This is a genomic window from Massilia niabensis (assembly GCF_042655085.1).
Taxonomy (GTDB): Bacteria; Pseudomonadota; Gammaproteobacteria; order Burkholderiales; family Burkholderiaceae_D; genus Telluria; species Telluria niabensis.
Genome location: NZ_JBHSMU010000009.1, coordinates 564730 through 582201, shown reverse-complemented (window position 1 = coordinate 582201; position 17472 = coordinate 564730). Strand labels below are relative to the sequence as shown.

Below are 17472 nucleotides of genomic sequence, written 5' to 3'. Positions count from 1 at the left end.
GATGCTCATGCGTCAATCCTTCGTCACGCGCAGCAACTCGGCCTGCGTGGTGATACCTTCGCGCAGCCAGCGTTCGCCGTCTTCGCGCATCGTGCGCATGCCGCTGTGCTGGGCCGCGACGCGGATGTCCGCTTCCGACGCTTGGTTGTGGATCTGGGCGCGGATGCCCTCGTTCGTTTCCAGCAACTCGTAGACGCCGACCCGGCCCTGGTAGCCGGTGTGGCCGCAGCGCTCGCAGCCCACCGCATGCCAGACCGTGCCGTCGCTCTTCTTGCAGTGCGGGCAGAGTTTGCGCACGAGGCGCTGCGCCATCACGCCCAGCAGGGAGGAGGACAGCAGGAACGGTTCGATGCCCATGTCCAGCAAGCGCGTCACGGCGGCGGCGGCGTCATTGGTGTGCAGGGTGGCCAGCACCAGGTGGCCGGTGAGCGAAGCCTGGACCGCAATCTGCGCCGTTTCCAGGTCGCGGATCTCGCCGATCATGATCACGTCCGGGTCTTGGCGCAGGATCGCGCGCAGGGCTTTCGCAAACGTCATGTCGATGCGGGCATTGACCTGGGTCTGGCCGACGCCGTTCAGGTCGTACTCGATCGGGTCTTCCACCGTCATGATGTTGGTGGTCGAGGCGTTCAGGCGCGACAGCGCGGCATACAGGGTCGTGGTCTTGCCGGAACCGGTCGGGCCCGTCACGAGCACGATGCCGTGCGGCTGGTTGATGAGTTTGTCGAACTGCGGCAGCAGGTCCGGGCTCATGCCGAGGTGCGACAGGTCGAGGCGCCCCGCTTCCTTGTCGAGCAGACGCAGCACGGCGCGTTCGCCATGGCCGGTCGGCAAGGTCGAGACGCGCACGTCGACCGGCTTGCCGCCGATGCGCAGCGTGATGCGGCCATCCTGCGGCAGGCGTTTTTCAGCAATGTCGAGCTGCGACATGATCTTGATACGCGAAATGAGCGAGGCGTGGATGCCCTTGCGTGGACGCACGATGTCGCGCAGCGTGCCGTCGATGCGAAAACGTACGACCGACGTCTGCTCGAAAGGTTCGATGTGGATGTCGGACGCCCCTTCGCGCAGCGACTGCGTCAGCAGCGCATTGATCATGCGGATCACCGGCGCGTCGTCGGAGGATTCGAGCAGGTCTTCGATGGCCGGCACGTCCTGCAGCAGGCGCGTCAGGTCGAGGTCGGCGTCGAATTCGTCGGCGACCTGGTTGGCGTCGCCGCCGGCCGATGCGTAGGCGGCGGCAATGGCGTCGTCGAGTTCGCCGCGGTCGAGGCGGCGCAGGAGGATGCGGCCGAAGCGGCGCGACACCTCGGCAATGGCGGCCGGCGGCGTGGCGCCCGAGACGAGCACCTCGACGCTCTGGCCCGGGTCGTCGCCGCTGCGCGCCAGCACCCCGTGGTCGCGGGCGAAGGCATAAGGCAACAAATTAGTCATGGTTCATCACTTCCGGTTCGGTGGCGTCACCGGGCGGTATTCAGGCACCTGGGGTGACATTGGCGACACCTGGGCAGGGCTGCGCGGCACGACCTGGGCCGGGCTGCGTCCGTTTGCAGCGCCGGGACCGGATGCAGGGCCGGTAGCAGCCCCGGGGCGCGCGGTCGGCGGCGCCGGCGGCGGCATGGTGCCCAGGGTACCGCCCGGGGGCGGCTGGCCATTGGTCAATGGCGGTAGTTCCGGCGCACCGATATTGCCCATCAGGATGGTGTCATCCACAGGGCGCGTCGTCGCGCCCAGGGCGCGCATGTATTCGTAGCGGTCGAGCGAAATGCTGTTGTTCTGTTCCTTGCTGCGCACCACGACCGGGCGCAGGAACACCATCAGGTTGGTCTTGTTGCGGGTGCGGGTACGGTATTTGAACAGGTTGCCGACAATCGGGATGTCGCCCAGGCCGCGCACTTTTTCCTCGCCGTGGTCTTCGTTGTCCTGGATCAGGCCGCCGAGGACGATGATCTGGCCATCGTCGGCCAGGATATTGCTTTCGATCGCGCGCACAGTGGTCACGATGCCTTCGTCCCGGATCACGGAATTGTCGATCCCCGAATTCTCGTGGTAAATCGACAGCTTGATCACGCCACCCTCGGAAATCTGCGGGCGCACCTTCATCAACAGGCCGATGTCCTTGCGGTCCACGGTCTGGAACGGATTGTTTGCGCCGCTGGTGCCGGTCGTAAACGAACCCGTGATGATCGGGATGTTCTGGCCAACCTTGATCGTCGCCAGTTCGTTGTCGAGGGTGATCATGTTCGGTGTCGACAAGATGTTGGCGGCGCCCTCGTTTTCAAGGGCGCTGGCCACCGCACCGAGGCCCAGCTCGCCATTGACCGCCTTGAACACGCCAAGCGTGAAACCAGGTAGCGACGGCGGCGCGGTCGTGCCCGTGCCGAAGCCGGCGCGCGCGGCAGCCGCCAGGTTGACGATGTTGTTGGCATTGCCGGAGCTGAACGACTGCAGGCCGCCGACGCGGTACTTGCTGTTGTCGGTTCCCGACAGGCCCAGCCACTGAACGCCGAATTCCGACGCTTTCTGCGAATTCATCTCGACCACCAGCGCCTCGATATAGACCTGGGCGCGGCGCACGTCGAGCTGGTCAATGACGCCGCGCAGGTTGCGGTAGACCGCGTCCGGCGCGGTGATGATCAGGCTGTTGGTGGAGGCGTCGGCCTGGATAAAGCCGGAACCCTGGCCACCACCGGCGCCGCCTGCACCGCCGGTCGCCTGGCTTTGCTGGCCGAAGGTGTTGCCGGTGCCGCCCATGCCGATGCTGCTCTGCTGGCCCTGCTGGCCGCCGAGGCCGCCTGCACCGCCGGTACCGCCCTGGGCGCCGGCCTGGATCGAGCCGCCCGAGGTGCCCTGCTGCTGCACCGGCACTGCCGAGGCGTCCTGCGAGACCACTGCGCGCAGGGTCTGGGCGACGCGGCTGGCATCGGCGTTCTTCAGGTAGACGACGTGGATGTTGCCGCGCTCGGTCGTTGCCTGGTCGAGTTTGGCGATGAGCGACTTGGCGAGGTTGGCTCGTGCCTGCGAAGGCGCGCGCACGATCACCGAATTGGTGCGCGAATCGGCCAGCACCGTGACGCGGCCCGAGTCGCCGCCGGCGGCCGGCTCCATCAGGCGCGAGACCAGGGTCGCGATGTCGCTGGCGATGCCGTTGCGGATCGGCACGACGTCGAGGTCGGCCGCCACCGGCGCGTCGAGTGCGGCGATGATGCGCGACAGGCGGCGCAGGTTGTCGGCGTAGTCGGTGATCACCAGGCTGTTGTTGCCCGGATTGGCCATGATGGAATTGTTCGGCGAAATCAGCGGCCGCAGCACGGCGGTGAGGTTCGCGGCCGATTCGTACGACAGGTGGAAGATTTGCGTGGCGATCTGGTCGCCCTGGACGCGCGTACCGCGCTTTCCGACCTGGGTTGGCGAGGATTGCAGCTTGGCTTCGGCTTCCGGCACCACTTTGGCATAGCCTTCGCCGGTGGTGACCACGGCAAAGCCCTGCAGCCGCAGCGCGGACGTGAGCAGGCCAAAGGCCTGGCTCTTGGTCAGGGATTTTTCCGATTGCAGGGTGATCGTGCCTTTCACGCGCGGGTCGACGATGAAGGTCATCCCGGTGTAGTGGCCGACTGCCTTGATGACGGACTCGATGTCGGCATTCACGAAGCTGAGGGCGGCGGCGTTTTCCTGTCCCTGGGCCAGGGCCGGGGGCAGCGCCGTGGTGGCCGCGCAGCACAGCAGGGCGCCGGCGGCGACACGCCGTAGCGTCGGGAATCGGGAAGTGCTACGGGGGGTGCTACGGAAGGATGTTTTCATTATCTAAACTCTAATGCGATTATGTTTTTACCGTTCACCATGCGGCGCTGTCCCAGCAGGTTCAGCATATTGCCCAGGGTCTCTTCATATCCTTCTGCAGCCGACGCTTGCCCGGAGAAGCGCAGGCGCCCGTTCTGCAACGTTCCATTTCCCGACAACAGCAAGGCGCCGCGCACCGTGCGCAACACCAGGTCGGCCTGGGCGCCACGCCAGTCCATCGCCATTTCGTAGCTGCCCAGCGGCCGGACCGGCGACATGCGCGAACCCATGTCGTTCATCGACAGGATTGTGCGTCCGGTTACCGAGATGCTGCCCGGCTGGCGCACCAGGTCGAGCCGGTTCCACGACAGGCGGATGACACCCGAAGGCATCAGCGTATTGAGCGGCGCGCCCAGTCCGGCCAGGCCTTCAGCCGGCAACAGCAACTGGCCTTCGCTCACCTGCCATTGCGACCAGCTGCCCTCGATCCGTACCGGGCCTGCCAGCGCCTGGGCATTTTCAAGGTCCATGTGCACGCGCCCGAACAGGACCAGGGGCGACAGCCGCCAGGTGAAGCGTCCCGGCAACAGTGGCGTGACCGACCCGCCCTCGCCCGCCGCGCCGCCCACGAAGGCTGAGCCGCTCCAGAGCGTACCTTGCGCATCCCCGAGAGTCAAACGACCGCCGGTCTGGCGCTCCACGATCGTACCGAGCCAACTTGCCGGCAGGCAAACGAGCACCGTCAGCGCGACCGCCAGCACGAGCACAACCAGCCAACCCAATGTTCGCTTCATCGGGCGCCGGTGCCCGTGTCCTGGCGCAAGGTCAGGTTGGCGTCGACGTTGCCAACCGGGTCTTGCGCGCTGAACGTGCCTTCCTGCACGGCAATGCGGTTTTCGCGGCGCTGTGCATCGAGCCAGGCGACCAGGTTGGCGAACGATACGCCGGTGACCTGAAGGCGCGCGAATTCGCCGGTCAGCGTGAGCGAACCGGGCGTGATGCCGCGCGCCGTCAGGCTGGCCAGCAGGGTCTCGCGCGTCATGGGCGTGACCGGCACCGCCGGCTGGGCGGCGAGTGCACGCGCCTGGCCGGCCATGCTGGTCAGTTGCGCCGCCTGCTGTCGCAGTTCGGGCAGCGAGCGCTGCAGCTGGGCACGGCCTTCGATGGCCGGTTCGATCAGGCTCATATACACCAGCGCCAGGGTGACGACGGTGAAACCGGCAGCGAGGTAGCGGCGTTCCTGCTCGGTGCGCGCGATCCAGTAAGTGGCGGCGCGCTCACGCGCCCGGCCGACAGTGTTACCCAAATTCATGACTTGGCTCCCGTACTGCGCACCACCCAGCTGGCGGGCGCGGATGCGTCCAGAGTGAGGCCGCGTGCGGACAGGGCCGTCTGCAGCTGGCGCAGCGCGTTCGGGTCGACCGTTTCCGGTTTGACCGCTACCCGCAGAGTGCGTTCCTTGTATTCAATTGACGTAATGCCGGGTGGGCTCGGCAGTTCGCGTGTTGCATCCCCCAGGGCGCCGGCCAGATAAATGAATTCGTCGGGGCCGACCTGGCCGGTACTGGCCTGGGCCCGGGCGATGGCCTGGCGCATCTGGGCGACCGGATCGACCATCGGCTGGTTCGGATACACCGACTGGAAGGTTTGCGCCATCTGCTGGCGCACGGCAGCTGCTTCGCCGCGCAGGCGCAGCCATTCGATGTTGATGCCTGCCAGGTTGACCACCACGCCGAGGAAGGCCAGGGCGATCGGCACGCGCCAGAGGCGCCAGTCGCGCTGGCGCGCGCCGGCCGCGCCCAGGCCCGGCACCAGGTCAAAGGCAACACCGCGCGCGCCGGCGATCCAGTGCGCCCAGTCGTCGGCCTCGAGCACCGTGCCGGGACCGGCTTCGGCCAGCAGCACGCCGTATTCGCCAAGCTGCTCGCGCGGCACGTACAGTGTCAGGGGCGCGTCGCCGGCTAGCGCGCGCGCGGTCTGCAGCGCGACCGCCGGATTGGCCTCGAGCGCAATACCAAGGCCCTCGTACTGGCCCTGGCGCAGCAGCAGCTCGCCGTCGCTGATGGCGGCGCTCACGCCCCCCGGCGCCAGGGGCAGGCAGAGTTGCGCCGGCAGCGCGGAGACCGCGCGCGCGCCTTGCGCCAGCAGCGTGCGCACCATGGGTTCGAGCCAGTCGCGCGCCACCACCGCCACCGGGCGGGTGCCGGCGGCGCTGGCGGGCGCTGCGACCAGCACGCAGTCGAGCGGGTCGCCCAGGATGTGTTCTTCGACCAAGCCAGGGAGTGCCGCGCGCAGGCGCGGGCCGGACAGCGGCGGCACCTGCAGGGACAGCAGGTTGACGTCGGTGCCGGCCAGCAGCAGCACGACGCGGCGGCTGGCAGCGACGATGTCGGTCAGGCTGCGCAAGGCGCCTTCGCCCTCTTGTTCGATCTTGCCGCCGTCGCCGACGAGGGCATAACGGCAAGGCGCGCCTTCGCCTTCTGCGCGCGCCGGATGCCGGATATAAAGTGTAGCCAAACCGTCTCGCTTTCTTTTAATTTTGACGAACCCACACAACCTTGACGCTGCCGATGCCCCCGCCGAGCGTGTTGTCTTCGCGCTGGATCAGGGATTGCGCGTTCAATGCCGCGCGCTCGAGCCGGATCCGGCTGTTGACGATGAACCAGCTGCTCTGCACGCTCAAGGAGTCAGGCACCACCGTGCGGTTGGCGCCGAGCTCGGCAGTGAACATGCCGATCTCGCTCCAGGGAACATTACGCCGCCGGGCGAGCAGTGCATTGGCTTCGGACAGCGAAAAGTTCGGGATCACGGCCGCCAGCACTTCGGGCGTGGCCGTGTTCACATTCACTGGCGTGCGCTGGGGAAGCACGACCACGAAGGGACGCAGCCGCTCCAGCATTTCCGGCGTAATACCTTTTACTGCCAGCAAATCATCGACTTCCATGAACTTGATCGGCGTGCCGATGCCTTCGCGCGACACCGGCAGCGTATTCTGCGCGGTCGCCTCGGCGCCGGTATTGTCGCTATCGCGGCCGGCGCCCAGGCCGCCACCGCCCGCGCCCCCGGCGCCCTCGCCTCCCGGATTGCCGCCTGCGGTCGGGTCGCGCTCCTGGCCACCGACCTCCTCGTTCGTGTACGGATCGACACCTTCTGGCATGATCACCGGCTGGCTGGCCGCCACCAGGTTCGCCGTGGTGCGCGCCAGCGCCGGATTGAGGCGCAGGTTGGTCAGCAGGCGCTGGAAAATCTCCAGCTGTGCCTTGTCGATCCTGTTTCCATTTTCCAAGTTCCGCAGATTGTAGCGCGAGGTGGCGTCCATGATGTCGCCCGACAGGCTGGCGTCGAACACTTCGCCTTCGACGCGCTCGCGTTCGATGTACTGGTCGAGCCGGGTTTCGGCCAGGGGCGTGGCCCAGACCTGGGTCAGGGCGGTGTATTTGTTGGTGTAGGCGTCCTGGCGCAGTACCAGGGTGGCCCAGTCGAGGGCGCCGCGCAGGATCCAGCGCGTCTGCAGGTTCAGGCGCTGGTTTTCCATCGAGCGCACCTCGACCTGTTGCTGCCAGAACAGGCTGGCGACGATCGTGATCGCGAGCGTGGTCAGGAGCAAGGCGGTGATCACGGCAACGCCGCGCTGGCGCCAGGAGCGCACGATGCGCATGGCCGGGCGCATCAGATGCTCCCCAACAGGAAGGATTTCGTCAAGGGCTGCGGATAGCCGCGCGTGGCCAGCACCACCTGCACCCCGGCGATGCCGGCCGTGGCGACCGCGCCTTGCGGCACGGGCGCCGGCTGCTTGCGCCAGGCGCCGTCCTGCCATACCAGCACGCCCATCGAATCGACGCCGCCATGCAGGCGCACTGGCGGCGTGCTGTCGGTGTCGCTCACCGAGGCCTGCCACAGGGCGTCGAGCTCGAGCAGGTCGCGGGTGGCGATCGACTCGCGCCGCAGCAGGTTGCCGTTCACCAGCCGGTAGGCCACCACCTGCAGCCGTGCCGGCTCGTTTTCGTTGAACACGGTGCGGATCAGCGTCAGGCGGTTGTCTTCCTGGTGCAGGTAGGGGCGGCGCCCCAGCAGCGTGGTGTCGGCCGCGTGCTCGCAATCGGCCTGCATCTGGGCAAAGGCCAGTTGCAGGCCGCGCGTCATTTCCATCTGCTCGGTCAGGGCGACGCGGGCACGGACGATGCCGTCGAGGCCGCGCCAGCCGAGCACGGCGACCATGGCCAGGATGGCGATCGCCACTAGCAACTCTACAAGCGTAAAGCCGGGGGCCAGGCGCGGGGCAAAGCTGCGCAGCGTGCTCATCGCGGCCTCAGCACGAGTTGGATCAATTTGAGGATGCGGCGGTTCGGGTTGTCCATGTCGTACACGGACACTTCGACCCGGCGCAGTTGCGGATTCGGGCTGACCAGCACCTCTTCCTGGCACATCAGGCGCAGGTCGCCCTGGCCGCAGGCGTAGCTGCGCTTGCCCACTTCCGGAAATTCCCTGCCCAGGCGAATCTGCACGAGGCGGTTCTCGGCCGACCAGGTCGCCATCATCGAAGCGCGCAGGCCGGCGCTGTTCGAGGCCAGGCTGCCGACCGCGCGCAGGCCGGCGGCGAGTGCGGTGCCAACGATGACGAGCGCCACCAGCACCTCGAGCAGGGTAAAGCCGCGGGAAGGAATTCTTCGACGCATTTATTGTTCGCCCGGTTCGATGACCGTGAAATGGCCGACGCCATCGGCGCGGATCGCCACGCTGTGCTCGCCACTGGCAAGTGTCAGCACGAAAGGCTTGTCAACCGGCTCGCGCCCGAAAGTCACGCGCATCGATTCGTTGGCAATCGGTGGCGGCGGGTCGAGCAGCAGGCGGATCGGCGCATTGCGAAATGGCCGCTCGCGCAGCAGGTCGTCCTTGGTCACCGGCACCCAGCCCTCCTCGGTGCGCACCAGGAAACGGTAGCGCTCGGGTGTGGCCTCGAAGGCGACTTGCCGGTTGCGCACGATGGCTTCGTCGCGCGCCAGCTGCAATAGGAGCGTCAGGCGCTTCGCTTCGTTCTCAAGGTCCTGGCGCGGGCTGGGAATGGCGTTGAGCGACACCATCCCCAGCGTGATGCCGATGATGGTCATCACGATCAGGATTTCCACCAGGGTAAAACCGGCAGCCCTGCGCGCCGGCGCGACGCCAGCCATGATGTGCTGTTATCCCTGCCAGGAACCGACGTCGGCGTCTTCGCCCTCGCCGCCGGCCTGGCCGTCCGCGCCGAACGAGAAGACATCGATCTCGCCGTGGATGCCGGGCGACAGGTACTGGTAGGAATTACCCCATGGATCCTTCGGCAGCTTTTCGACGTAGCCGCCTTCTTTCCAGCCGTTCGCCGACGGGCCGGAAGTGGGCTTGGTCGTCAGCGACTGCAGGCCCTGCTCCGTGGTCGGATAGCGCTGGTTGTCCAGCTTGTAGAGTTTGAGGGCCTGCATCAGGGTGGCGATGTCGGTCTTGGCCGCAACGACGCGCGACTCGCCGGTACGGCCGAGTAATTTAGGCACGACCAGGGCGCCCAGGATGCCGATGATGACGACAACAACCATGATTTCAACGAGGGTGAAGCCGCGCGCGAAACGCCGGCCAACTGCACGGTGCGAAACGATCTGCATAGTCAATCTTGGAAAGGTGGGTCGGAAGAATCAACTTAGTATAAGGCCGAATGGCGGTAGCAGCCACCGGTGGGTGCAACATTGTAAGGCAGAGACAAAAGGTGCCGCAGTTCAACCGTGCGGGGGGGCGGTGGGTTGGGCGGCGCAGACCGGGCAGGCCGGATTGCGCGCCACCTTGACGCCCGTCCATTCCATGGCGCGGCCGTCGAGCAGCAGCAGGCGCCCCCGCAGCGGCTCGCCCACGTTCAATAGCACCTTCAGCGCCTCGGCGGCCTGGGCCGCGCCGACGATCCCGACCAGGGGCGCGAACACGCCCATTGTGCTGCAGGCCGCATCCTCGAAACCGCTGTCCTCGGGAAACAGGCAGGCGTAGCACGGGCAATCCGGGCGGCGGCTGTCGAACACCGACAGCTGGCCGTCGAAGCGGATCGCGGCGCCCGCTACCAGCGGCACCCCGGCCGCCACGCAGGCGCGGTTCAGGGCGTGGCGGGTGGCGAAGTTGTCGCTGCAGTCGAGCACAACCGAGGCGCCCCGTACGAGCTCGAGCAGGCGCACGGGGCCGGCGCGTTCGCGCAGGCAGGTGACCGTGACGTCCGGATTGATCGCCGCCAGCGCCGCCCTGCCGGACTCCACCTTCGCCATGCCGATGCGTGCGGTTGTGTGCATGACCTGGCGCTGCAGGTTGGTCAGATCGACCTCGTCGTCGTCGACCAGGGTAATGTGGCCGACGCCGCTTGCCGCCAGGTACAGCGCCGCCGGCGAACCGAGCCCGCCGGCGCCGATGATCAGCGCGTGCGCGTCGAACAGGCGCGCCTGGCCTTCGATGCCGATCTCGTCGAGCAGGATGTGGCGCGAGTAGCGCAGGAGCTGGTTGTCGTTCATGGGAGGCGGAGACTCAGTGAAGGAGCGTACCTGTAGGGTGGGCACGGAGTGCCTACGCCGGCCGCGCCCACCCTACAGTCGCCGTCGACGGCAACAGGACCGCAATCGATCATTCAACGAGGTCAGGTTTACTTCTTCGAACCCTTCAGTTCAGGCGGTTTCGTCTCGGCGCCGGGCAACTCTTTCGGCGGGGCTTCGGCCTCGGCCTTGGCCTCGACCGCTTCCGGCTTGGCCAGTTTGACCGGCAGGCCCTTGAAATGGTTCAGCGCCTGGGCCAGTTGAAAATCGTCCTTGCCGCCCAGTTCAAGCGGCTGGCGGTTCTTCAGCAGGGCCAGCGCGCGCTGGCGCTGCTCGGCGCTGTCGCGTGCCTCCTTCGCTGCCGCGCCCGCCTTGTCGCCGGCCTTGTCGCCTTCGCTGGTGAGGTGGCGCTGCAGGTCGACTTCGCGCACGCGCAGCGCGTTCAGGCCGTCGCCTTCGAGCGTTTCGTCGACCAGCATGTCGGGTTTGATGCCGCTGGCCTGGATCGGCCGGCCCTTTGGCGTGTAGTAGCGCGCCGTGGTCAGTTTGATCGCGGTATCTGCCGACAACGGACGCAGCGTCTGCACCGAGCCCTTGCCGAAAGTCTGGCTGCCCATCACGATCGCCCGCTTGTAGTCCTGCAAGGCGCCGGCCACGATTTCCGAGGCCGAAGCCGAGCCGCCGTTGACCAGCACCACCATCGGCACGGTTTTCACGGCAGCCGGCAATTTCGCCAGCGGATCGGCGCCGCGCGGGGCATAGAATTCGCGGCGGCCGTAATAGCTCTGGTTCGAGTCGGGCAACTGGCCCTTGGTCGAGACGATCAGCTCTTCCTTCGGCAGGAAGGCAGTCGAGACGCCGACGGCGCCCGGCAGCAGGCCGCCGGGGTCGTTGCGCAGGTCGAGCACGAGGCCCTTGATGTCCGGGTTGTCCGCATACAGGGCGGCGGTCTTGGTCGCCAGCTCCTCCAGAGTGGCCTCCTGGAACTGGCTGATGCGCACCCAGGCGTAACCGGGCTCGACCATCTTGGCCTTGACGCTCAGCACGCGGATTTCCTCGCGCATGACGGGCACCACCCAGGGGCGGTCCTCGCCGCGGCGGGCAATGGTAAGCGTGACCTTGCTGCCAGGCTTGCCCCGCATTTTCTTGACGGCGTCGTCCAGCGACAGGCCCTTGACGGGGACGTTGTCGATCCGGGTGATCAGGTCGCCCGCCTTGATGCCGGCGCGGTAGGCCGGCGAATCCTCGATCGGGGACACGATTTTCACGTAGCCGTCTTCGGCGGCCACTTCGATGCCGACGCCGACGAACTTGCCGGCCACGCTTTCGCGCATTTCGCGGTAGGCCTTCTGGTCGAGGTAGACCGAGTGCGGGTCGAGCGAGGCGACCATGCCGCCGATGGCTTCGGACAAGAGTTTCTTGTCCTCGACCGGCACCACGTAATCGCTTTTGATGAGGCCATAGACATCGGCCAGCTGGCGCAGCTCGTCAAGCGGCAGCGGGCTGCCTTCGCCCTTCTGCGCCCAGGCCGACACCTGCACCGTCAGTGCCACGCCGGCCACCACGCCCAGGCCGACCAGCCCCATGCTTTTCACTTTGTTGCCCATCGCTGCCCCTCAGTACTTGCTAGAATTTTACCCAGCTCGCCGGGTCGAAGGCTTTGCCCAGATGCCTGAGTTCAAAGTATAGCCCCGATTCTTCGTTACCGCCGGTGTTGCCCGCGCTCGCAATCGGTTCGCCCGCACGCACTGCATCCCCCAGCCGTTTTAGCAAGGTCTGGTTGTTGGCGTAGATCGAAAGATAGTCGCCGCCGTGGTCGATGATGATGAGGTTGCCGAAGCCCCGCATCCAGCCCGAGTGCACTACCCGGCCCACTGCCACCGCGCGCACCTCGGTGCCTTCCGGCGCCTTGATGAACATGCCTTTCCAGCTCGGGCCATCGCCACCGCGCTTGGCGCCGAAGCGCGCCGCGATGGTGCCGCTGACCGGGGCGCTCAAGCGTCCGCGCATGGCGGCAAAGGCCCCTTTTGGCGCGGCCGGGGCCAGCGAGATGTCCGGCGTGCGCTCCTCAAGCGCCGGTTTCGGCGTCTCGGCCACGCGCGGCTCTTCCGGCAGCGGCTTCGGTGGCGGCTTGCCGGCTTTCGCCGCTTCCTTTGCCAGGCGGTCGCGTTCGGCTTTGGCGGCGGCGCGGGCCAGTGCACGCGCCTTTTCTTCGGCTGCCGCCTGGGCTGCCGCCTTGGCGCGTGCCGCGGCCAGCGCTTCCTGGCGCTTGCGCTCGGCTTCGGCCTGCTCGCGGATCAGGCGCGTCAGCTGGTCGACCAGGCCGCTCATGCGCTGTTCGTCGCGCTGCAGGCTGTCGACCTGTTTGCGCTGGGTAACGAGTTTGCTCGACAGGTCGTTCAGCAGGGCTGCACGGCGGAGTTTTTCCTTTTCCAGCACGGCCTTCTGGTCGCGCTGCTCCCCGGCGATTTCCTCGAGCTCGACCTTGGCATTCTCGACCTTCGCGCGGTTTTCCTCGACCTGCGCCAGGTTCGCGTTCAGCGAGGCCAGCAATTTCGCCTGGGCCTGCGACACATAGGCCATCATCTGCAGGTCGCGGTTGATGCGGTTCGGGTTGTCCCCCGACAGCAGCAATTTGATCCGGTCCTCGTTGCCGGCCACATAGTGCTCGCGCAGCAGTGCCGACAATTGTTTTTTCTGACTAATAATTGTGAGGGCGAGCCGCTCCTGCTCGCTGCCAAGGTCCTGCAGGCGCAGGTTGGTGTCGAGCTGCTCCTGGGCCAGGTCGCGCAGGGCGCGGTTGGCGTTCGAAATGGCTTCTTCCGATTCGGCCAGCGTATCGGCAACATCTTCCTTTTCGCTCTCGGTACGGCTGATCTCTTTCTTGAGCGCCGTGAGCTTTTGCTGGATGCCGGCACGCTTGGCTTCGGCAGCCGCCTTCTGGCGGCTGCGTTCGGTGGGCTTGGCAGGCGCGGCCGTGGTAACGACCGGCGCAGCCAGTCCCAGCGCCAGCGCGCACAGGAATACGCCGCTGGCCAACTTCTTCTTTGGAAAACGCAAGACTTACTTCGCCTTCCCTTGGTTCGCCACGGCCGCCACGGCAGCCGCGATGGCTGCCTGGTCGCCCAGGTAGTAATGACGGATCGGCTTCAAATCTGCATCCAGTTCATACACGAGCGGCTGGCCGTTCGGAATGTTCAGGCCGACGATGTCGTCGTCGCTGATGTTGTCCAGCATCTTGATCAGGGCGCGCAGGCTGTTGCCGTGGGCCGAGATCAGGATCTGCTTGCCGGCGCGGATGGCCGGGGCGATTTCTTCGTCCCAGGCCGGCATCACGCGCGCAACCGTGTCTTTCAGGCACTCCGTCAGCGGAATGCTCGCTTTCGGCAGGCCGGCGTAGCGCGGATCGTTAAACGAAGCACGCTCGTCGGATTGGTCCAGCGCTGGCGGCGGCGTGTCGTAGCTGCGGCGCCAGACCAATACCTGCTCGTCGCCGTATTTCGCGGCCGTCTCGGCCTTGTCCAGGCCCTGCAGGGCGCCGTAGTGACGCTCGTTCAGGCGCCAGTCGTTCTTGATCGGCAAGTACATCTGGTCCATTTCGTCGAGCGCCAGCCACAGCGTGCGGATCGCGCGCTTCAGGACCGACGTGTACGCCAGGTCGAACGCAAAGCCCGCTTCGCGCAGGACGCGGCCGGCGGTACGTGCCTCGTTGGCGCCTTTTTCGGTCAGGTCGACGTCGACCCAGCCGGTGAAGCGGTTGGCCAGGTTCCAGGTGGATTCGCCGTGGCGCATGAATACGATTTTGTACATAAGCTCTTCTTCAAATGATAAAAAAACCTGCGAGGGAAGCTGGAGCATCCGGCGCGCGCGGCGCGTGGCGGATCCTCGACATCCCAAAAAATATTCCTGTCCGGCTTCTATTTTATAATGCGCGGATTGCGTTCAACCATTGGAAGCCTTGTGAAATTCATCCTCGATAATATCCTCTTCGTCGCACTTGCTGCCGTTTCCGGTGGTGCACTGCTGTGGCCGGCCCTCGCGCCGAAGGGCCGCCGTGCGACGCCGCTGCAGGTTACCCAGCTCATCAACCGCGGCAAGACCACGCTGATCGACGTGCGCAGCGCTGAAGAATTTGCCGCTGGTCATGTGCGCGACGCGAAAAACGTTCCGCTGGCAGACTTGGGCAATCGCATCGGCGAACTGGAAAAGTCGAAAGGCCGTACCATCGTCGTCATTTGCCAGGCCGGCGCCCGTTCCGACAAGGCCGTGCGCCAGCTCAAGGCTGCCGGTTTCGAGGACGCACTGAGCCTGGAAGGCGGCATGACGGCCTGGACGGCTGCCGGTTTGCCGGTCACCAAGTAAATCAAGACAGGAAGGAATAACGATGACTGCCCATGTTGTGCTCTACCATACCGCCAGCTGCCCATATTGCGTACGCGCCGAGCGCCTGCTCGAAGCGAAGGGCGTGACCGACATCGAACGCATCCGGGTCGACCTCGATCCGGAACAGCGCCAGATCATGATGCAAAAAACCGGCCGCCGTACCGTGCCGCAGATCTATGTGGGCGCCACCCACGTCGGCGGCTTCGACGATTTGTATGCGCTCGACCAGGCCGGCCGCCTCGATCCCCTGCTGAAGGGCGAATAAGTTTCAGGGTCGACACACGTCACTGCGGGCGCGCTCTTGCCTGACTGTTGCCCTGATTCATAGTCATCTCTCCCGGGCAAGCCGCACGGCTTGCCCCCCTTCTGAACTGCCGCGAAGGGGCCGTGGTCAAACCGCTATTGCATCCAAATTGATTTTGATACAATTGCCGTTGCGTTTGTCGCCAAGCCCATCGGGGGCGGCGCATTGCCGCTCCTTCTACTTCACATCGAAAGCGTTCCATGTCCGACGAAAACCTGCAACCAGTATTCCAAATCCAACGCGTCTATCTGAAAGACATGTCGCTGGAACAGCCGAATTCCCCGGCCATCTTCCTCGAGCAGGAAGCCCCGACGATCGAAGTCTCGCTGGATGTCGGCGCTGAAGCAATCGCTGACGGCATCTACGAGTCGACCGTGACGATCACCGTGACCGCCAAGGTCAAGGACAAGGTCGCTTTCCTGGTCGAAGGCAAGCAAGGCGGCATCTTCGAAGCACGCAACATCCCTGCTGACCAGATGGATCCGCTGCTGGGCATCGGCTGCCCGAACATCGTTTACCCTTACCTGCGCGCGAACATCGCCGACGTGATCACCCGTGCCGGCTTCCCGCCAGTGCACCTGGCCGAGATCAACTTCGAAGTGTTCTACCAGCAGCGCCGCCAGGCAATGGCTGAAGCCGCTGCCGCAGCACCGGCAAACTAAGCAGCGCGTCGTCCAGCACATGCTGCTCTTCACCAGCGCCTGGCCCCCGGGGCGCGGCGCTGGTGTTTCCTGTTCCTCCTGTCGTCCTCCCTATTGGCGTCTGGTTCTACCGAATCCGGAAGGCTCGCCATGACCCGATTTCACTCCTTCTGCCTGTTTGCGGCCGTGCTGCTGGTGCTGGCATGCGGCCCTGTCCGCGCCGCCGATTTCCGCTCGGTCGGATCCGCCTCGGTGGTGCTGTACGATGCCCCGTCCAGCAAGAGCGGCAAGCGCCATGTGGCGCCGCCCGGCATGCCGGTCGAGATCCTGGCCCGCTATGGCGCCTGGGTCAAGGTACGCGACATCGACGGCGACATGGCCTGGACCGAAGCGAAGGGACTGTCCGCGCGCCGCACCGTCGTGGTCAGGGCGGTACAGGCGCGGGTACGCGCGGCCGCCGACGACACCGCCGCCATCCTGATGACCGCCGACAAGGGCGTGCTGCTCGAGCTGGTCGATCCGCAGGCGGGCGACTGGGTACGCGTCCGGCACCAGGACGGCATTGGCGGTTTTGTCCGCGCCGTTGAAGTCTGGGGCATCTGAATCGACACCATGCAAGAACTGACAACCATGAACAAGATTACCGTCCTGGGCGCAGGCGCCTGGGGCACCGCCGTCGCCATCGCCATTGCAGGGCGCAACGACGTGCTGCTATGGGGCCGCAACCCTGAACAAATGGCCGCCACCGAAGCGGCGCGCGAAAACACGACTTACCTGCCGGGGCAGCCGCTGCCCACGTCGCTGCGCGTCACGGCCGACTTCGAGGCGGCCCTCAGCCATGTGGAAGGTGCGGGCGCGGGCGCGCTCCTGATCGCGGCCTGCCCCGTGGCCGGGCTGCGGCCCCTGCTCGAGCAATTGAAAGCGCGGGCCGTCCCGAACGTGGTGTGGCTCTGCAAAGGTTTCGAATACGGCACCGGCCTGCTGCCGCACCAGGTGGTGCGCGAAGTGCTGGGAGACAAGGTACCGGGCGCCGCCCTGTCGGGACCGTCGTTCGCGCAGGAAGTGGCGCGCGGCTTGCCGTGCGCGCTCACCGTCGCCTCGGATTCAGCCGAATTGCGCGACCGCGTCGTCGCCGCTGTGCACGGCGGTAACCTGCGCGTCTACGCCTGCGACGACCTGGTCGGCGTGGAAGTGGGCGGCGCCGTGAAGAACGTGCTGGCGATCGCCACCGGCACGGCCGACGGCCTGGGCCTCGGGCTGAATGCGCGCGCGGCCCTGATCACGCGCGGCCTGGCCGAGATCACCCGCCTCGGCACCGCGCTCGGCGGGCGTGCCTCGACCTTCATGGGTTTGACGGGGATGGGCGACCTGATCCTCACCTGTACCGGCGACCTGTCGCGCAACCGCCGCGTCGGCCTGGCGCTGGCGCAGGGCAAGCCGCTCGACACCATCGTGGCGGAATTGGGCCACGTGGCCGAGGGCGTGCCCTGCTCGAAGGCGGTACGCGACCTGGCGGCGAAGCTGGGGGTAGAGATGCCGATCACCGATGCGGTGGCGGCGGTGCTGTTTGACGGCTACGATGCGGCCGAGATGGCGAAACAGTTGCTGGCGCGCGATCCGCGCAATGAGTTGGCGTAGGCTTTGGTAGGGTGGGCTCTTGAGCCCACGCGGTGCGGCCGCCGAGCATCCGTACCGCCACCGATTGATGCCCCGATCATATGACGCTTCGTTTTCCGGGCCTGTGGCGTGCTATCCGTGGATCGCAGCAATACGACCGCGTGGGCACAAGTGCCTGCGCGGCCCGGCCACACCCTACAAGAATCGAACCGCG

The 17472-nt window shown here is 66.2% G+C and carries 19 protein-coding genes; 5 read left to right on the top strand and 14 right to left on the bottom strand.

Translation table 11 applies throughout. The features are described 5' to 3' along the window. Positions 1–12: 12 nt before the first annotated feature. The 14 genes from gspE to gpmA form a co-directional block, all read right to left on the bottom strand. A complete protein-coding gene (gspE, locus tag ACFPN5_RS10775) occupies positions 13–1434 on the bottom strand; it encodes a type II secretion system ATPase GspE (protein WP_379782994.1) in 1422 nt (473 codons plus the stop codon). A gap of 6 nt (positions 1435–1440) precedes the next feature. Beyond that, the gene (gspD, locus tag ACFPN5_RS10770; protein ID WP_379782992.1) at positions 1441–3801 is read right to left on the bottom strand and encodes a type II secretion system secretin GspD; all 2361 of its coding nucleotides are present in this window, start codon (positions 3799–3801) and stop codon (positions 1441–1443) included. Beyond that, positions 3801–4574, bottom strand: coding sequence for a type II secretion system protein N (locus ACFPN5_RS10765; protein WP_379782990.1), 774 nt, complete (start codon positions 4572–4574; stop codon positions 3801–3803). Before ACFPN5_RS10765 ends, gspD begins: the two co-directional genes overlap by 1 nt. Beyond that, the gene (gene gspM / locus ACFPN5_RS10760) at positions 4571–5092 is read right to left on the bottom strand and encodes a type II secretion system protein GspM (RefSeq protein WP_379782988.1); all 522 of its coding nucleotides are present in this window, start codon (positions 5090–5092) and stop codon (positions 4571–4573) included. The genes ACFPN5_RS10765 and gspM overlap by 4 nt, the downstream gene beginning before the upstream one ends. Next, positions 5089–6297, bottom strand: a complete 1209-nt coding sequence (gene gspL, locus ACFPN5_RS10755; RefSeq protein WP_379782986.1) for a type II secretion system protein GspL — start codon at positions 6295–6297, stop codon at positions 5089–5091. The genes gspM and gspL overlap by 4 nt, the downstream gene beginning before the upstream one ends. 16 nt (positions 6298–6313) lie before the next feature. Then, on the bottom strand, positions 6314–7450 hold the full coding sequence (gspK, locus tag ACFPN5_RS10750; protein ID WP_379782984.1) for a type II secretion system minor pseudopilin GspK: 1137 nt from the start codon (positions 7448–7450) through the stop codon (positions 6314–6316). Further along, the gene (locus ACFPN5_RS10745; protein WP_379782982.1) at positions 7450–8082 is read right to left on the bottom strand and encodes a PulJ/GspJ family protein; all 633 of its coding nucleotides are present in this window, start codon (positions 8080–8082) and stop codon (positions 7450–7452) included. The genes gspK and ACFPN5_RS10745 overlap by 1 nt, the downstream gene beginning before the upstream one ends. Next, positions 8079–8456, bottom strand: coding sequence for a type II secretion system minor pseudopilin GspI (gspI, locus tag ACFPN5_RS10740; RefSeq protein WP_379782980.1), 378 nt, complete (start codon positions 8454–8456; stop codon positions 8079–8081). The genes ACFPN5_RS10745 and gspI overlap by 4 nt, the downstream gene beginning before the upstream one ends. Then, on the bottom strand, positions 8457–8951 hold the full coding sequence (locus tag ACFPN5_RS10735; RefSeq protein WP_379782978.1) for a GspH/FimT family pseudopilin: 495 nt from the start codon (positions 8949–8951) through the stop codon (positions 8457–8459). A gap of 9 nt (positions 8952–8960) precedes the next feature. Further along, complete coding sequence (gspG, locus tag ACFPN5_RS10730; protein ID WP_379782976.1) at positions 8961–9413, bottom strand: type II secretion system major pseudopilin GspG; 453 nt, start codon at positions 9411–9413, stop codon at positions 8961–8963. Positions 9414–9524: 111 nt separating this feature from the next. Beyond that, positions 9525–10295 (bottom strand): HesA/MoeB/ThiF family protein, encoded by a 771-nt coding sequence (locus ACFPN5_RS10725; RefSeq protein WP_379782974.1) that lies wholly within the window; start codon positions 10293–10295, stop codon positions 9525–9527. 128 nt (positions 10296–10423) lie between these two features. Further along, entirely contained in the window at positions 10424–11920 is a 1497-nt protein-coding gene (locus tag ACFPN5_RS10720; RefSeq protein ID WP_379782972.1) for a S41 family peptidase, read from the bottom strand. Between the two features lie 19 nt (positions 11921–11939). Further along, positions 11940–13373, bottom strand: coding sequence for a murein hydrolase activator EnvC family protein (locus tag ACFPN5_RS10715; protein WP_379782970.1), 1434 nt, complete (start codon positions 13371–13373; stop codon positions 11940–11942). Positions 13374–13376: 3 nt separating this feature from the next. Next, complete coding sequence (gene gpmA, locus ACFPN5_RS10710) at positions 13377–14123, bottom strand: 2,3-diphosphoglycerate-dependent phosphoglycerate mutase (protein WP_379782968.1); 747 nt, start codon at positions 14121–14123, stop codon at positions 13377–13379. A gap of 150 nt (positions 14124–14273) precedes the next feature. Between gpmA and ACFPN5_RS10705 the strand changes: the two genes are divergently transcribed. The 5 genes from ACFPN5_RS10705 (at position 14274) to ACFPN5_RS10685 (ending at position 17279) form a co-directional block, all read left to right on the top strand. Further along, positions 14274–14675 carry a rhodanese-like domain-containing protein gene (locus tag ACFPN5_RS10705; RefSeq protein ID WP_379782966.1) on the top strand — a complete coding sequence of 134 codons (402 nt, stop codon included), beginning with the start codon at positions 14274–14276 and terminating at the stop codon, positions 14673–14675. A 22-nt stretch (positions 14676–14697) separates the two neighbouring features. Continuing rightward, positions 14698–14961, top strand: coding sequence for a glutaredoxin 3 (gene grxC / locus ACFPN5_RS10700; RefSeq protein WP_379782964.1), 264 nt, complete (start codon positions 14698–14700; stop codon positions 14959–14961). A 239-nt stretch (positions 14962–15200) separates the two neighbouring features. After that, the gene (gene secB / locus ACFPN5_RS10695) at positions 15201–15662 is read left to right on the top strand and encodes a protein-export chaperone SecB (protein ID WP_056342613.1); all 462 of its coding nucleotides are present in this window, start codon (positions 15201–15203) and stop codon (positions 15660–15662) included. A 129-nt stretch (positions 15663–15791) separates the two neighbouring features. Next, positions 15792–16244 carry an SH3 domain-containing protein gene (locus tag ACFPN5_RS10690; RefSeq protein WP_379782962.1) on the top strand — a complete coding sequence of 151 codons (453 nt, stop codon included), beginning with the start codon at positions 15792–15794 and terminating at the stop codon, positions 16242–16244. Between the two features lie 27 nt (positions 16245–16271). After that, on the top strand, positions 16272–17279 hold the full coding sequence (locus ACFPN5_RS10685) for an NAD(P)H-dependent glycerol-3-phosphate dehydrogenase (protein WP_379782960.1): 1008 nt from the start codon (positions 16272–16274) through the stop codon (positions 17277–17279). Positions 17280–17472 lie beyond the last annotated feature (193 nt).

Coding starts and splice junctions, on each gene's coding strand:
- ACFPN5_RS10720 (WP_379782972.1), bottom strand. CDS start 11,920: ATGGGCAACAAAGTGAAAAGCATGGGGCTGGTCGGCCTGGGCGTGGTG.
- ACFPN5_RS10745 (WP_379782982.1), bottom strand. CDS start 8,082: ATGAGCACGCTGCGCAGCTTTGCCCCGCGCCTGGCCCCCGGCTTTACG.
- gspG (WP_379782976.1), bottom strand. CDS start 9,413: ATGCAGATCGTTTCGCACCGTGCAGTTGGCCGGCGTTTCGCGCGCGGC.
- gspE (WP_379782994.1), bottom strand. CDS start 1,434: ATGACTAATTTGTTGCCTTATGCCTTCGCCCGCGACCACGGGGTGCTG.
- gspD (WP_379782992.1), bottom strand. CDS start 3,801: ATGAAAACATCCTTCCGTAGCACCCCCCGTAGCACTTCCCGATTCCCG.
- gpmA (WP_379782968.1), bottom strand. CDS start 14,123: ATGTACAAAATCGTATTCATGCGCCACGGCGAATCCACCTGGAACCTG.
- gspM (WP_379782988.1), bottom strand. CDS start 5,092: ATGAATTTGGGTAACACTGTCGGCCGGGCGCGTGAGCGCGCCGCCACT.
- ACFPN5_RS10765 (WP_379782990.1), bottom strand. CDS start 4,574: ATGAAGCGAACATTGGGTTGGCTGGTTGTGCTCGTGCTGGCGGTCGCG.
- ACFPN5_RS10685 (WP_379782960.1), top strand. CDS start 16,272: ATGAACAAGATTACCGTCCTGGGCGCAGGCGCCTGGGGCACCGCCGTC.
- ACFPN5_RS10690 (WP_379782962.1), top strand. CDS start 15,792: ATGACCCGATTTCACTCCTTCTGCCTGTTTGCGGCCGTGCTGCTGGTG.
- grxC (WP_379782964.1), top strand. CDS start 14,698: ATGACTGCCCATGTTGTGCTCTACCATACCGCCAGCTGCCCATATTGC.
- ACFPN5_RS10725 (WP_379782974.1), bottom strand. CDS start 10,295: ATGAACGACAACCAGCTCCTGCGCTACTCGCGCCACATCCTGCTCGAC.
- ACFPN5_RS10735 (WP_379782978.1), bottom strand. CDS start 8,951: ATGGCTGGCGTCGCGCCGGCGCGCAGGGCTGCCGGTTTTACCCTGGTG.
- secB (WP_056342613.1), top strand. CDS start 15,201: ATGTCCGACGAAAACCTGCAACCAGTATTCCAAATCCAACGCGTCTAT.
- gspK (WP_379782984.1), bottom strand. CDS start 7,450: ATGCGCCCGGCCATGCGCATCGTGCGCTCCTGGCGCCAGCGCGGCGTT.
- gspI (WP_379782980.1), bottom strand. CDS start 8,456: ATGCGTCGAAGAATTCCTTCCCGCGGCTTTACCCTGCTCGAGGTGCTG.